Raw genomic sequence first — 15,695 nt, 5'->3', positions numbered from 1 at the left:
GAAAATTAATAATGACACAAGAAAATAAAGAATACTTTAACCAGATTTTGAACGGTGAACCAACCAACCACAACGTTTTATACTACAAATCAATTGATTGGGACCGCGTAGAAGATGCGATTGATAAATCAACTTGGGAAAAATTGACCTCACAATTTTGGTTGGATACACGTATTCCAGTTTCAAACGACCGTGATGATTGGCGAATCCTAACTGACGAAGAACGCGATGTAGTTAACAAAGCCTTTGCTGGCTTAACAGCTTTAGATACTCTACAGTCTGAAGAAGGGGCAAACGTTATGCGTGATGCTGTTCGGACACAACACGAAGAAGCTGTATTGAACAATATCCTATTTATGGAGTCAGTACATGCTAAATCTTATTCAACAATTTTTATTTCATTGAATACGACTCGTGAAATTGATGAGATTTTTGACTGGGCTAACAACAACGAATACCTTCAATACAAGGCACGTCGTATCAACGAAATTTATCAAAATGGAACCGGATTACAGCAAAAGGTTGCTAGCGTATTTCTAGAAACTTATCTATTCTATTCAGGTTTCTATGCACCATTATGGTATTTAGGTAACAATAAACTAGAGAATGTCGCTGAAATTATCAAGTTGATTATTCGCGATGAGTCTGTACATGGTACTTACCTGGGCTACAAATTCCAATTAGGTTACAACCAACTTTCAACTGATGAACAAAATGAATTAAAAGACTGGATGTACGCGCTGCTATTTGACTTAATGGAAAATGAAGAGAAATATACCGAAGAAATCTATACACAAGTAGGATGGACGAAGGAAGTTAATACCTTTGTACATTATAATGCCAATAAGGCCTTACAAAACTTAGGATTTGAACCTTTCTATCCAGATGGTACAGCAGAAAATGTTAACCCAATTGTGATGAATGGTATCTCAACAGATTCAAGTAACCATGACTTCTTCTCACAAGTTGGAAATTCATACTTGATGGGTGAATCAGAAGCGATGGGCGACGATGATTACGACTTTTAAATTTCCAATCAATATATGTAAAAAAACTGGTTCTCAAGCCAGTTTTTTTGTGGTTAAATAAGCTTTTTATCCGGATCAACCGGTATCCATTAGAAATTGTTCGTAGGTTCGCCGAACAATGCCTTGCAATTGGAATATATTGTTCGTACAATGGAAGTAACAAAAATAAAGGGGCTATTTATCATGAACTACTTACAAAAACGTATTTTAAAAGACGGTCAAGTCATCGATGAAAAGATTTTGAAAATTGACTCATTCCTAAACCACCAAATCGACCCGAAAGTGATGCATGACATCCAAAGTAACTTTTTTGATTACTTCAAGTCACGTGAAATTACCAAAGTATTAACCATCGAAGCAAGTGGTATTGCACCTGCTATCATGGTGGCTGCCCACTTCCAAGTGCCAATGCTTTTTGCCAAAAAATCTGAACCATCAACACTTGCTGGACAAGATAAATTCTCAACATTAGTACATTCATTTACTAAGAATAAAACAAGCGAAATTATCATCTCTAAAGAATACTTAAATGAAAATGATAAAGTACTGATCATTGACGATTTCTTAGCGAACGGTGAAGCGAGTCTAGGGTTAATTGACTTAGTGAAACAAGCTGGTGCAGAAGTGGTTGGTGTGGGTATCTGTGTAGAAAAATCATTCCAACCTGGACGTCAACGCCTTATTGATGCGGGTGTAGATGTTTACTCAGTTTGCCGTATTGCTTCATTAGCAGGTAATAAAGTGACTTTTGTAGATGAAGAAGATGAAAAGTTAGCATAGCGGGTGGCCATTTTGAAGAATATAAATTTTAAAGATGTCTTCTCAGCTAAAACTACTTTTCTTTCACTACAACATTTACTAGCCATGTATGCCGGTGCTATTGTGGTACCGTTAATTATCTCAAGTTCTCTAAACTTCACAACCCAACAGACGCTATACCTTGTCTCAGCAGATATTGTTATCTCAGGGATTGCAACATTCCTACAACTTTACCGGGGTAAATTTATCGGTATGGGCTTACCCGTTGTAATGGCTTGTTCATTTACAGCTATTGGGCCAATGGTTCAAGTGGGTGGTCAATATGGCTTAGGCACCATGTTCGGTTCAGTCCTAGTAGCTGGTGTCATCATCCTACTATTGGCGCCGATCTTTGCTAAACTATCCCACCTATTTCCACCGCTAGTGACAGGGACTATCGTGACCTTAATTGGTGCGACCTTGATTCCTGTTGCGATTAATAATCTAGCAGGTGGCGAGGGTAGTGCAGACTACGGGAATATCGATAATCTAATCTTGGGGTTAATGACTTTCTTGATTATCCTCTTACTATATCGCTTTACTAAAGGCTTTCTTCAATCTATCTCTATTTTGATTGGACTAGTTGCGGGTATGATTATTGCTATCTTTATGGGTAAAATGGACATGCAGCCTATTTTAGAGGCATCATGGGTACAACTACCGATGCCTTTTGCTATCGAATCTCCAAGCTTCAATCCGGCAGCGATTTTATCGCTAACAGTGGTTGGTATTATTTCTATGATTGAAGTAACAGGTATCAACTATGCTTTAGCTGGAATGTACGATAAAGATATCGATGAAGCAGATCTTCGTCGTTCATATTTCTCAGTAGGGATTGGGTATTTACTTGCTGGTATCTTCAATACATCACCACAAACTGCTTTCTCTCAAAACGTTGGGGTAGTACAAATGTCAGGTGAAAAGCGGAAATCTATTTTCGTTAACTTGATTATCCTAATGCTACTATGTGGGTTAATTCCAAAAATTGGTGCTATTGCAACTTCGGTACCGTCAGCCGTATTAGGTGGTGCCATGATTTTCTTATTTGGTAACGTATTATCATACGGAATCAGCGTATTAGGTGCTCAAGATTTAGCAGATAATCGTAACCAACTGATCATTGGCGCTGCAGTTACAATCGGTTTAGGTGTAGCTATTGCACCTGCAGCCTTTGCGCAGTTGCCAGAATGGATTTCTTGGTTAACATCTTCAGGAATCGTAGCTGGTGGTGTAACAGTGGTCTTATTAAACGCCTTCTTCCATGGCGTGAAGAAATAAATTATTTTAAAAATATCTCGTTTAAATAGACGATAAAACTCCTTGAATTTAGTTATGCTAGCTAAATTCAAGGGGTATTTTTATGGCTATGATCTTTGCAATTTTAGTCATAAATGTTAAATTACTGTGTAAAAAAACGGATAATTGCTATTGACTAAGGATTGAAAGCAATATATGATAGCGTAATTGTGGTGTTTCCATTAAAAATGCTTATAGAGAGGTTTATATATGTTTAAGAAAATAAATAAAGTACCTGCAGGGATGTTTTTGATTCCCTTGGTAGTATCACTGGTATTAGTGTCTATCTTTCCTAATATGTATGATGCAATCGGTGGTACAACACAACAAACGTTTCAAATGGGGACGAACGTTGTTATTGGGTTATTGGTATTTTCAGCAGGGACAAGTTTAGATTTAAAACAAATTGTGCCCTTACTAAAACGTCATTTACCAATGATTCTATTTAAGTTAGTGATTTCAACAATCTATATTTTAGTTTTCTACTGGTTGTTTGGTTTAGATGGCATTTTTGGCATTAACCTGTTGGCTTTTGCTTGTGTGATCTATTCTTTAAACCCAGCCGTAGCACTAGCTATCCATTCAAGTTATGGGGATAAACAATTTGGTGCCGTATATGGTATTATGGGCCTGATTGGTATGCCTTTTGCACCTTTAATTTTATTAAGTATTTTAACGGCAGATGGTGGGGCAGCCGGGATTGACTGGCAACCGATTATTTCAATCTTTGTGCCTTTAGTAGCCGGTACTATTCTAGGTAATCTAGATAGAGATTTCACCGACTTTTTTGTGCCGATGATTGCGCGTTTACTACCTTTCTTAGGGTGGAACCTAGGTGCAGCGATGAATATTCAATCAGCTATCGCTGCAGGATTGCCAGGTATTTTGATGGCCGGAATCTTCATGGTGTTATTACTACCCCTAATTCCATTTGACCGCTACATCATGAAACAAAACGCAGGGGTAGATGGTGCAGCTATTTGGAATGTAGCAGGCATGTCAGTAGCTAATCCTGCTAGTATCGCGTCTGCCTTACCATTAGTCTTCGCGGATCAATCAACAAGTGCTACAGCTATTGTAATGATGGTATGTATCATTACTTCAATCATTTCACCTATTGTTGCACAGAAACTATATGTAAAAGAGTATGGTATTCAATCATTATAATTATCTCAATGCTTACAGAAGAGTCATGATTACATGGCTCTTTTTTGATGTAATAAATTCATATATTTAAAAAGGCCAAATTGGACAAATAAGGCATTCAAAACCTAGGCTTATTGCAATGTAATTATGGCTTTGTATGCGATAATATAATATACGAGTGATAATTTTGCCGAAATCATTTACCTGGTGATGACACAATTTTATCATGCGCAATTTTAAATGATCTACATACACCTTGTAACTTGAAAGGAGTTATCATGAACGATTTTTTCTTAACGTTAATGGAACGTAAAGACCAATTATTCACTGCTACTTACGAACATATGGCTATTTCCTTACTTGCCTTGTTCATCGCCTGTGTTATTGCAATTCCACTAGCCATTTGGCTGAGTGACCACCGTAAATATGCGGAACCCGTATTACAATTTGCTAGTATCTTACAAACGATTCCCTCATTGGCTTTGTTGGGATTGTTAATTCCCTTAGTAGGGATAGGTTCAGTACCTGCACTTATCGCCTTAGTTGTCTATGCGATTTTGCCTATCTTACAAAATACCTATACAGGTTTTGTAGAAATTGACCCGACAATTGAGGAAGCTGCAATCGCTTTTGGGATGCCTAGACGGCGTCGCCTCTTTAAGGTGGAATTGCCGATTGCCATGCCGGTGGTCATTTCAGGTATTCGGACCTCGTTAGTATTAACTATAGGAACAGCGACCCTAGCGACTTTAATCGGTGCTGGTGGCCTTGGGTCTTTAATTATGTTGGGGATCGACCGAAATGATAGCAATTTAACTCTTATCGGTGCTATTGCATCATCTTTATTAGCGATTATTTTTGGTGCCCTCATTAAATGGTTAGAAAATAAGAAAATGAAAACCGTCCTTATTAGCTTGCTTGTTTTATTTGTAGGAATTGGTGGGCCAATATTAGCGCAACGATTGACTGGTCAAGTTACGAATGTCACTATCGCCGGTAAATTAGGGTCAGAACCAGAGATACTAATTAATATGTATAAAGAAATAATTGAAGCAGATAATGACGATGTCAATGTTGATGTAAAAGCCAATTTTGGTAAAACAACCTTCCTCTTTTCTGCCCTAGATAATAATGAAATCGATATTTATCCAGAGTTTTCAGGTACAGTCCTTGAAAGTTTAGTTGACGTAGATGAAGCTACTGATACAAGCGACTTCGACCAAGCAGATACCTATCAATTAGCGCGTGACTTATTAAAAGAACAGTATGATATGACTTTTCTAGAACCATTTTCTTTTGAAAATACCTATGCATTAGCCGTGAAACGTGATTTTGCGGAGGAGAATAATCTAGAAACGATTTCAGATCTAGCGAAAGTCGAAGACGAGATCACAGCTGGCTTTACGTTAGAATTTATTGACCGTCAAGATGGCTATGCTGGTATTCAAGAATTATACGGGTTGACCTTCCCATCAGTGAAAAGTCTTGAACCTGCGCTTAGATACAATGCTATCAATAACAATGAAGTCAATGTGGTTGATGCATATTCGACTGATAGCCAAATTTTAGAGTATGATTTGGTTACGCTTGAAGATGATTTAGGGCTCTTCCCTGATTATCAAGGAGGTCCATTGATGAATGTAGACTTCGCTGAAGACCATCCAGAAATTGTGGCATCTCTAAACAAATTAAGTGGGTTAGTAACCGAAGATGAGATGATCCAAATGAACTATGCTGTAAACGTTGAAGGGCAAGAGCCTAGCCAAGTAGCCCATGATTTCCTAGTCGACAAGGGCTTAATAGGGGAGGATGCATAATGGCGAGTATAATTGAATTTAAAGATGTAGAGAAAGCATATGAAGACAAACGTGTGATTGATGACTTGAACTTAACCATTCATGAAGGAGAATTTTTTGTCTTAGTGGGTCCTTCAGGTAGTGGGAAAACGACGTCACTTAAAATGGTAAATGGCTTGACTGAGCCAACAGGTGGAGATGTTTACTTTAAAGGACAAAAAATTAAAGATCATGATATTGAGAAGATGCGCTGGAATATGGGGTACGTCTTACAAAAGATTGCCCTTTTCCCAACAATGAATGTTAGTGAAAATATTGATGTTATTCCAGAAATGATTGGTTGGCCAAAAGAGAAACGTGTAGCTAGAATTGACGAACTACTCAATTTAGTAGGTTTAGATCCCGAAATTTACCGGAACCGACCAGTTGATGAATTATCTGGTGGGGAGCAACAGCGAATTGGTATTTTACGTGCGATTGCAGCTGAACCGGATATTATTTTAATGGACGAACCTTTTTCAGCCCTAGACCCAATTTCTCGTAACCAGTTACAAGACCTCGTAGTCGATATTCATCAGCGGTTGAAGACAACCATCTTATTTGTCACACATGATATGGATGAAGCCATTAAATTAGCTGACCGAATTGGGATTATGAACCAAGGTCGCTTAATTCAAGTGGATACGGCTCAGGAAATTCTGACAAATCCAGAAAACCAGGTAGTGGCTTCCTTATTTAACCAAGAGAAAGAAGATGTCTTTGGCTTAAATATCTTCCGACCAGATATTCAACCACTTTCAGGAGACCATCCAGATTATCCGCAAATTGATATCGCTAGCCATCAAAAAGATTTATACGCCTTACTAGCGGCTGATGAGGTAGTTGAGATCACGGAAAATGATACAAGTTTAGGAACGCTAGATAGACAGGCTGTATTTGCTCGGCTAAAAAGTATATAAGGTGTTATGATATAAAGAAAATCAGAGAGGTGTGGTGGCATGTTTCAAACCCCAATTGATGACAAATTATCAATCAAAATATTAGAAGAGCGTGATGTAGAAGCTTTGTACAAGTTAATTGATCATTCACGTGATTACCTCGGTGAGTACTTACCTTGGGTGAAATTCATGAAAGCTACAGAAAATGAATTACCTTTTATTAAAGAGGGGCTACAACAATTTGCCAATAACGATGGTTTTCAATGTGGGATTTGGTTTGAAGGTCAATTAGCTGGTGTGCTTGGTTTGCATTATATTAAACACCTAAACAAGTCAACTTCACTAGGTTACTATTTAGGAGAAGAATTCCAAGGTTCAGGGATTATGACCAAGTCTGTAGCTTTCCTACTTGATTATCTTTTTAATGACTTAGCCTTAAATCGTGTAGAAATTCGAGCAGCGGTTACCAATCATAAAAGCCAGGCGATTCCAAAACGTCTGGGCTTTACTGAAGAAGGGATTCTTAGACAAGATGAACAACTAGATAGTGGGCCATCAGACTCAGTGGTATTTTCCTTACTAAGAGATGAATACTTAGCCCAAAAGGGATCATAAACTTAATAGATATATAAGGATATGGGACGAATGACTAATGTAGAAAGTCATTGGTCCTTTTCATGGTCCTTTGACTTTTGCGATACTTCGGTTGAGAAAGTTACTAAGTGTGGGATATCTTTTAGATGATCAATCGTGAATAGATAATAATTTAGCCTAAACAACAAAGTAAGAGAAATAAAAAAGTGGATTAATTGAACAAGCGGTATCACAGGCAAATAACTATTATCAGTTGATTTATAGGACATTATTAAATCAGAATATGCGTAGCTAGTGATAGCATTAGGCTATCAAGGATAATGGTAATTTAGTATCTCGATTGAATTGCAATGATGATTGGTTTTTCCTACAATAAATGAATGATAAAAAATCATTTGGAGGCAATATTATGAAGAAAATTTTCCGTGCATTGGGATTGGCACTAGTGGTATTAGTGTTAGCTGCTTGTGGCCAAAGTGAAGAAACGACTAAAGTGAAACTAGGTGTGGTTGGCGATAAAAACGACCAATGGGAGTACCTACAAGAAGAATTGCTAGAAAAAGAAAACATTGAAATTGAATTAGTGAAATTCACTGACTACCGTCAACCAATCGTATCATTAGACGATGGTTCAATCGATATGCATTCAGCTCTAACAGAAATTTACATGGATTCAATTAACGAAGAAGGTGGGTATTCAAACACAACACTTGGCTATACAACCTTAAATCCAATGGGTGTCTTCTCTGAGAAAATTGACTCTTTAGATGAATTACAAGACGGTGCCTTAGTCGCAATTCCAGACGACGTATCAAACGGATCGCGTGCTTTATTACTATTACAAACAGCTGGTTTAATCGAATTAGACGAATCAAAAGGTCTATTACCAACAACAAGTGACATCACTTCAAATCCTAAAAACTTACAATTTGAAGAAATGGCAGCCAACCAAACAGCCCGTGCCTTAGCTGACGTTGATATCTCATTAATCAACAACGATATGGCAACAGACGCAGGTTACGTGCCAACACAAGACTCAATTTACCTTGAGCCAGTCGCAGAATCATCAAAGCCATACTACAATGTCATTGCAGTACGTGAAGACGAAACAGACAACGAAGTCTACAAGACAATCCTTGAATACTATCAAACAGACGAAGTCGCAGCAATCATCGACGAAATGTCAGCAGGTTCAAGCATTCCAGTATGGGAAGGTGCACCAACTGCAGAATAATCTAGTGGCTTTAAACTACCAGGTTTAAAGTGAATCAATAAAACTCAATTAAAGAACGTCTCCTAGTATTATTGGGAGGCGTTTTTTAGTTGTAAATTGCTGAGACCAGGTGCTTGAGTATCCTATGTTAGTTGATAAATCTTATTTAAGTGAGTCCGGTGATATAATAAGGTATAATAATAAAAACAAATATTGTATTAATTCTTTTTTTAATGCCCTAAAATGGCCCTTATATGCAAGAAAACTATGCATTAATACGCTAATTTTGCTCCCTTTGAAGGTCTGAAAATATTATAAATCGTGATTTTTATGCATTTTTAAAAAGACAAAAAATTGAAAAGACCGTTAGATCAACGTTTTGAATTTCGATTATTAAATTACAATGAGATAAAAATGGGTGTTTTTTAAATATATTAACTTATATTATATAAAATGAACGATTTTGAAAAGCTAGTAACTATTTTTCAACATTAATATCTTATATAAGTTATTTAAATATTTCATTCATTTCTACAATACTGTCAAATATGTTAGAATGATAAGGATTGAAGGGTGTTGTTTTCTCTCATTAAAATGCCATAATTCAAAAAATGGCAGCTTGTATTTTTTTGCAAAATGCTTCTATAATGAGCCTATACGAAACAACTCGTTACTTGCATGCAAACGACTTATTCGTATCGCCTCGAATAGACCGTTTGCTTCATCGCTGAACAAATTATCGGACATAGGAAGGGCAAATTTATGTTAAAAATTTATAATACATTAACCAATCAGAAGGAAGAGTTTAAACCACTAGTGCCAGGAAGTATTTCAATGTATGTATGTGGTCCTACTGTTTATAACTACATTCATATTGGGAATGCCCGGTCTACGGTTGCTTTTGATACAGTACGTCGTTACTTTGAATACCGCGGTTTCGATGTGAAATATGTCTCTAACTTTACGGATGTGGATGACAAGATTATTAACCGCGCTAGTGAAGAAGGGTTAACGCCTGAACAAATTGCGGATAAGTATATTGAAGCATTCTATGAAGATACCGATGCTTTAAATGTTAAACGTGCTACTAAAAATCCACGTGTTGTGGAGAATATGGATGATATCATTCAGTTTGTGGCTGATTTAGTTGATAAAGACTTTGCATATGTAGTGGACGGTGATGTGTACTATAGAACGCGTAAATTTGAGAAATACGGTCAGTTATCTGATCAAAATATTGATGATTTACGGGCGGGGGCATCTGAACGTTTAGAGGCAGACAGCCAATCGAAGAAAGAAGATGTTGTAGACTTTGCCTTATGGAAGTCAGCTAAACCTGGTGAAATTTCTTGGACTTCTCCTTGGGGTGAAGGTCGCCCTGGTTGGCATATTGAATGTTCTGTGATGGCAACGAAACTGTTAGGCGATACTTTAGATATCCATGCAGGTGGTCATGACTTAACTTTCCCTCACCATGAGAATGAGATTGCTCAATCCGAAGCGCATACAGGTCATACCTTTGCCAATTACTGGATGCATAATGGTTTTGTAACAATGGGTGATGACGATGAAAAAATGTCTAAATCTTTAGGCAACTTTGTCTTAGCGCATGACTTAATCCAACAAGTCGATCCACAAGTGGTTCGCTTCTTCTTAGCTTCAGCACATTACCGGTCGCCTTTAAGATTCAATGAAGAAAATATTCAAGATGCAACCAACAACTTAAACAACTTGAAAACTGCTTATGCGAACTTAAATTACCGTTTTGAAGATGCTAAAGAGAGTTTAGATAACGATGCGGAAGTATTGGCAAAAATCAAAGCTTTAGAGAATGAATTCATGGAAGCTATGGATGATGACGTCAATACGCCAAATGGTTTAACTGTTGTGTACCGTTTGATGCGTGATATGAATGTGTATACAAATCAAAAAGAAGTATCTGTACCAGTTCTTGAAGCTTTCAAAGAGGCTTTCACAGCACTATTAATCGTCTTTGGTGTGACTTTATCGGACGAGAAAGAGTTGTTGGCGGATGATATTCAAGCCTTAATCGATGAACGTAACCAAGCCCGTGCAGATAAAAACTTTGCGCGTGCGGATGAGATTCGTGACCAATTAAAAGCTGAAGGCATTATCCTTGATGATACTGCCCGAGGTACGCGTTGGAAACGTGCGCAAGCCTAGTTGTGGTCTATAATAATGAAAATCAATACAGAAACGAGTCGACTAAATGTCAGAGAATAAGTCTTTAACAAAAAATGAAATAAAACAACTAAGTGGCCTAACCTTAGCTTATTTAGGCGATGCTTCTTGGGAAGTAGTGGTCCGCGACCATTTGGTTCAAAGCGGTCTAACGAAGCCCAAAGATTTACACAAAGCAGCGACTGAATTTGTGTCTGCAAAAGGACAAGCACTATTAATTGAAGCGATGCAAGCTGAGGAAGGGTTCCTTACTGAAGATGAAATGACGATCTTTAAAAGAGGGCGTAACGCTAAAAGTCACTCAAGCGCTAAAAACGCAGATATTCATACCTATAGAATTGCAACCGGATTTGAAGCGTTGATGGGCTTTGCCTATTTAAATGATCAAAACCGTTTTAAGGAAATTGCAGCTTTCTGTATTCAATACATTCAACACGCACAAAAAGAGGAGCAAGAAAATGGCTAGAGACAATCAAAGACAACAAAATAGAGATAGAAGACCCCGCAGTACAAATAACGAAGAAGAACTGGATCAATCTCCTGATTTCGTCTATGGTTTCCATGCCGCTATGGAAGTATTAGAAAGCGACCATGATGTGAATAAAGTCTTCTTACAAACTGGCTTAAACGAGAAGAATGCCCAAGCTATTTTAAAAGCAGCCAACAAGCGAAATATCTTGGTATCTAATGTACCAAAGGAAAAATTAGATACCCTTTCTGATGGCGGCAATCACCAGGGTGTTGTCATGGCTATTGCAGCATACAAATACGCTGAACTAGAGGATATCTTCAAAAAAGCTGAAGAAGCGAATGAAGACCCAATTATCATGGTCCTAGATGGTATTGAAGATCCACATAACTTAGGTTCTATTTTAAGAACAGCTGATGCTTCAGGGGTTCATGGTGTCATTATTCAAAACCGTCGCGCTGTGGGATTAACGCAAGTTGTTGCCAAAACTTCAACTGGTGCGATTGAGCATGTACCAGTTGTACGTGTAACCAATATTTCTAAAACCATTGATCTGTTAAAAGAACGTGGTGTATGGGTATTTGGTACCGATATGAAGGGTCAATCAATGTGGCAAATGGATGCAACGCTCCCAATTGCTGTTGTGATTGGTAATGAAGGTAAAGGCGTATCACCAGGTGTGAAGAAACATCTAGACGGTATGATTACAATCCCAATGCGCGGGCATGTGCAAAGTTTAAATGCCAGTGTTGCGGCCGGTTTATTAATGTACCAAATTTACCAAAGTCGAATGAGTAAAGGTTAATTGACGAGTTGATTTGAGCAAAACGTGATGAAGAAAGGAGGGTATAGCATGGCTTTAAGAAAAGAACGCTTAATTGTTGATGGCTATAACATGATTGGGTCTTGGCCCTTACTTGTAAAATTAAAGAATCGAGATGAAATTGAGGCAGCAAGAGATTTACTATTGGAAATCCTGTCCAATTATGTAGGTTATCACGATATTGAAACATGGGTAATTTTCGATGCCATGTTTGTCCCTGGCATTTCTAAGTCATATGATCAATTTAACCTACATGTCGTCTTTACCAGTGAAGGACAGACCGCTGATTCATACATCGAAGAGATGATTGTGGATTTAGTGAGTCCCCTACACAATGTTACTGTGGCGACTAGTGACCTAGCTGAACAGCGTATTGTATTTCAAAAAGGTGCCTTGAGACAATCGGCACAAGAACTATTTAGAGATGTACAAAAAACCAATGTGGAAATTGCACATGGTGGTAATGATTATGAATACAACAAATATCAAAGATCCATACCATGGTCAGTCCATCAGCTAGATAAATTAAATGACTTTTATAGAGATTTAATTGATAAAAAAGGTGAATAGTAGGATTTTGATGTGTTTGGTCTTTTGGATTGAGCTTGGATGATCTATCTTGAAAGGATAATCTATGGCAAAACATAAACAAAGTAAAGACCAGTCACAGGTATTGGATTTAGTGTTGCAAGGTAAAGATGAACTTACTGAAGAAATATTCGATGAATTATACCAAGCAGTTTTACCTACCTTATACGCTAACCGTTGGCGCGTCCCTAAATATATTTTGGAAAATGATGATTACTATCAAGAAGCTAGAATTAGTCTGGTACAAGCTATTCAAACATACCGTAGCAATAGTAAGGCAGCCTTTACAACTTACTTTGCTAATGTATTCAAAAATAGGTTGCTCGATATTCGCCGTATGCACATGACGGATAAACGGATTGCTAATTTGAAAGTGGAACGTTCGCTAGATTTATTTGCAAGTGAAGGTGAAGAAAACAATATAGAAAACCGCTTGAGAACCAAAGAGTTTCCACCTGAATATGTATATCTCTTCAATGAGACAATTAATAGATATGAAAAAAGTTTGTCTGATATGGAAAGAACGGCATATAGTTATTTCAAACAAGGTTTTTCTTACGAAGAGATGGAAAAACTCACGGGTTTTACCAGAAAACAGGTCCATTCGTTAATCGCTAAATGTAAACGAAAGTATCGCCGAATACTATCTGATTATTTTGATGATAAGGATTGAAATAAAATTGTGCCATGCATGGGTTGAAACTGTGCATGGTTTTTTCTTTGTTTATCTATGGATTAATTTTTATGGGGTAGCTTACATTTAAATAGTGGAAAAGTGAGCGAAGTAGTTTATGATATTTTTGGAAGTTGGTGAGTTTTTGAGAGTTTTGCCAGTTTTTCATTTATATGGGCGGTTTGCAAGGACGCTTGTAAATACATTTTAGGAGATTGTGTATGGAAATCTTGGGTATTATTGGTGTGTTTATCGGTATTTTACTGATTATTTGGTTTTCTGTTAAAGGGTTGCATATTATTATTGCGGCACCTTTATCTGCTTTGGTTGTAATTCTCGCTAACCAGATGGATATTTTTGGGTCTTTGGTTGGTCAAGAGAATTCGTTTATGACAGCTTTGGCTGGTTTCTTGATTAATAACTTTGCGATTTTCTTATTGGGTGCTATTTTGGCACAATATATGGAAAAGAGTAATGCGACAGTGTCTATTGCCAACTTCATCTTGAGTAAGGTGGGGATGGGATCTAAATACACGATTATGGTAGCGATTATGGCTATTGCAGCATTGTTAACTTATGGTGGGATTTCTTTATTTGTGGTTATGTTTGCGCTAGTACCGTTAGCCAAGCGAATCTTCAAACAAATGGATATCAACTGGGAATTGTTCCCTATTCCTTTATTTTTAGGTGCTGGGACCTTTACTATGTCTAGTTTGCCAGGAAATCCTTCGGTTCAAAATGCAATTCCAACTACAGCTTTGGGGACATCGTTAACGGCGGCACCTATTCTAGGGTTAATCGGGTCTGCAGTTCTTTTAGCTTTTGGCTTGCTGTATATGAAATGGTGCTTGGACCGGTCTGTGAAGAACGGCGAACATTTTGATACCTATTTAGAAGGTAAGGTAGATCTTAAAGGGGTAGCTGGTGATGTAGATGAATCGAAATTGCCATCTATTTGGCTTTCATTAGTGCCGATTGTTACCTTGATTGCCATTATCTTGATTTTTTCTAGTGTGGCAAACATTATTTTAGTGGCTTTAGCTGCAGCGATTGTCTTATCAGCTATTCTATACCACAGCTACATTCCATCACAGAATATGACCTTGAATGCGGGGGCGACAGGGGCAGTTATGCCAGCCTTCTCAACTTCATCTTCTGTAGCCTTTGGTTCAGTATTAACCTTGGCACCTGGCTTTGCGGTCATCCAACAAGCGATTACCTCTATTCCCGGTAGTCCAGTGATTGGATTGGCTGCATCCTCTGCCTTACTAAGTGGGATTACCGGTTCTGCTTCTGGGGCGATTGGGATTGTGATGAATACCCTAGCGCCAGATTATATTGCTATGGGGATTAATCCAGAGTTGGTCCACCGAATTACAGTGATTGCGGCGGCAACATTAACGGCGATGCCACACTCTGGGGTCGTGATTACCTTTAATAATCTGACTGGATTATCCATTAAACATGGCTTTATACACCAGTTCATTATTACAAACGTGGCGCACTTGTTGGCTTTGATTGCGGTACTTATTGCTTCAGCCTTTTTATATTAATAAAATAAATTTTTGAGGGAGTTGCCTTATGATAGTGCAACTCCTTTTGCTGTTTGTGGTATAATTAGGGGTGCAGGAAAAATAAATTGACATTGACCATCGGAGTAAGTACCATGTACAATGAATCAGAAATCAAGGAGATTGTGAATTATGGCAACGAAAAAAGTATCACTTGCTTGTTCAGTATGTGGCTCAAGAAATTACACGACAAATAGTAATGCCAATAACCGTACTGAGCGTTTAGAAGTGAAGAAATTCTGTAGACACTGTAATCAACATACAATACATAAGGAAACCAAATAGTCGGTATTGACTAATAGATGGTAGAGGGCGAGGGAAGTAGATGCAATTTTTAAAAGATGTATGGCATGAAATGCGATTGACAATATGGCCGAGTGGTGGTGAGTTGGTGCGCTACACTGGTATCGTATTATCAACTATTATCATGGTTGCCATTTTCCTAGGGATTATTGATACCTTAGCACAATGGGCTTTTTCATGGTTTATTAACTTATAATTGTAACTTGTTATGGCGCGCGCATGGGCGGTGTGTTATAATGGGCACGAATAAAGCGAAG

Annotated in this window: 16 protein-coding genes; all 16 read left to right on the top strand. The window is 37.8% G+C overall.

Going from position 1 to position 15,695, the window contains the following annotated elements:
* Nucleotides 1-11: 11 nt before the first annotated feature.
* The 16 genes from nrdF (at nucleotide 12) to secE (ending at nucleotide 15,634) form a co-directional block, all read left to right on the top strand.
* Nucleotides 12-1,028, top strand: coding sequence for a class 1b ribonucleoside-diphosphate reductase subunit beta (gene nrdF, locus A6J77_RS03635; protein WP_083068295.1), 1,017 nt, complete (start codon nucleotides 12-14; stop codon nucleotides 1,026-1,028).
* Between the two features lie 183 nt (nucleotides 1,029-1,211).
* Entirely contained in the window at nucleotides 1,212-1,808 is a 597-nt protein-coding gene (locus A6J77_RS03630) for a xanthine phosphoribosyltransferase (protein ID WP_016896482.1), read from the top strand.
* A gap of 3 nt (nucleotides 1,809-1,811) precedes the next feature.
* Entirely contained in the window at nucleotides 1,812-3,104 is a 1,293-nt protein-coding gene (locus A6J77_RS03625) for a nucleobase:cation symporter-2 family protein (protein ID WP_083068293.1), read from the top strand.
* A gap of 228 nt (nucleotides 3,105-3,332) precedes the next feature.
* Entirely contained in the window at nucleotides 3,333-4,289 is a 957-nt protein-coding gene (locus tag A6J77_RS03620) for a 2-keto-3-deoxygluconate permease (RefSeq protein WP_083068292.1), read from the top strand.
* Nucleotides 4,290-4,546: 257 nt separating this feature from the next.
* Complete coding sequence (locus A6J77_RS03615; RefSeq protein ID WP_083068290.1) at nucleotides 4,547-6,085, top strand: ABC transporter permease/substrate-binding protein; 1,539 nt, start codon at nucleotides 4,547-4,549, stop codon at nucleotides 6,083-6,085.
* Nucleotides 6,085-7,023 (top strand): ABC transporter ATP-binding protein, encoded by a 939-nt coding sequence (locus A6J77_RS03610; RefSeq protein ID WP_083068288.1) that lies wholly within the window; start codon nucleotides 6,085-6,087, stop codon nucleotides 7,021-7,023. Before A6J77_RS03615 ends, A6J77_RS03610 begins: the two co-directional genes overlap by 1 nt.
* A gap of 39 nt (nucleotides 7,024-7,062) precedes the next feature.
* Nucleotides 7,063-7,617, top strand: coding sequence for a GNAT family N-acetyltransferase (locus tag A6J77_RS03605; protein ID WP_083068287.1), 555 nt, complete (start codon nucleotides 7,063-7,065; stop codon nucleotides 7,615-7,617).
* Between the two features lie 388 nt (nucleotides 7,618-8,005).
* Nucleotides 8,006-8,830 (top strand): MetQ/NlpA family ABC transporter substrate-binding protein, encoded by an 825-nt coding sequence (locus tag A6J77_RS03600; protein WP_048729766.1) that lies wholly within the window; start codon nucleotides 8,006-8,008, stop codon nucleotides 8,828-8,830.
* A gap of 741 nt (nucleotides 8,831-9,571) precedes the next feature.
* Nucleotides 9,572-10,993, top strand: a complete 1,422-nt coding sequence (gene cysS, locus A6J77_RS03595; protein ID WP_083068285.1) for a cysteine--tRNA ligase — start codon at nucleotides 9,572-9,574, stop codon at nucleotides 10,991-10,993.
* 46 nt (nucleotides 10,994-11,039) lie between these two features.
* On the top strand, nucleotides 11,040-11,477 hold the full coding sequence (locus A6J77_RS03590) for a Mini-ribonuclease 3 (RefSeq protein ID WP_083068283.1): 438 nt from the start codon (nucleotides 11,040-11,042) through the stop codon (nucleotides 11,475-11,477).
* Nucleotides 11,470-12,285, top strand: a complete 816-nt coding sequence (gene rlmB, locus A6J77_RS03585; protein WP_083068281.1) for a 23S rRNA (guanosine(2251)-2'-O)-methyltransferase RlmB — start codon at nucleotides 11,470-11,472, stop codon at nucleotides 12,283-12,285. Before A6J77_RS03590 ends, rlmB begins: the two co-directional genes overlap by 8 nt.
* 48 nt (nucleotides 12,286-12,333) lie before the next feature.
* Entirely contained in the window at nucleotides 12,334-12,873 is a 540-nt protein-coding gene (locus A6J77_RS03580; RefSeq protein ID WP_083068280.1) for an NYN domain-containing protein, read from the top strand.
* Between the two features lie 64 nt (nucleotides 12,874-12,937).
* Entirely contained in the window at nucleotides 12,938-13,564 is a 627-nt protein-coding gene (locus A6J77_RS03575; RefSeq protein WP_083068278.1) for a sigma-70 family RNA polymerase sigma factor, read from the top strand.
* Between the two features lie 221 nt (nucleotides 13,565-13,785).
* A complete protein-coding gene (locus tag A6J77_RS03570; RefSeq protein WP_083068276.1) occupies nucleotides 13,786-15,117 on the top strand; it encodes a GntP family permease in 1,332 nt (443 codons plus the stop codon).
* A gap of 150 nt (nucleotides 15,118-15,267) precedes the next feature.
* Nucleotides 15,268-15,420, top strand: coding sequence for a 50S ribosomal protein L33 (gene rpmG, locus A6J77_RS03565; protein ID WP_003142586.1), 153 nt, complete (start codon nucleotides 15,268-15,270; stop codon nucleotides 15,418-15,420).
* Between the two features lie 40 nt (nucleotides 15,421-15,460).
* Entirely contained in the window at nucleotides 15,461-15,634 is a 174-nt protein-coding gene (gene secE, locus A6J77_RS03560; RefSeq protein ID WP_083068274.1) for a preprotein translocase subunit SecE, read from the top strand.
* The last annotated feature ends 61 nt before the right edge of the window (nucleotides 15,635-15,695 follow it).

This window comes from Aerococcus viridans, assembly GCF_002083135.2.
Classification (GTDB): Bacteria; Bacillota; Bacilli; order Lactobacillales; family Aerococcaceae; genus Aerococcus; species Aerococcus viridans_C.
The sequence above is the reverse complement of the archived record's forward strand: the minus strand, read 5'-3'. Positions and strand labels throughout refer to the sequence as shown.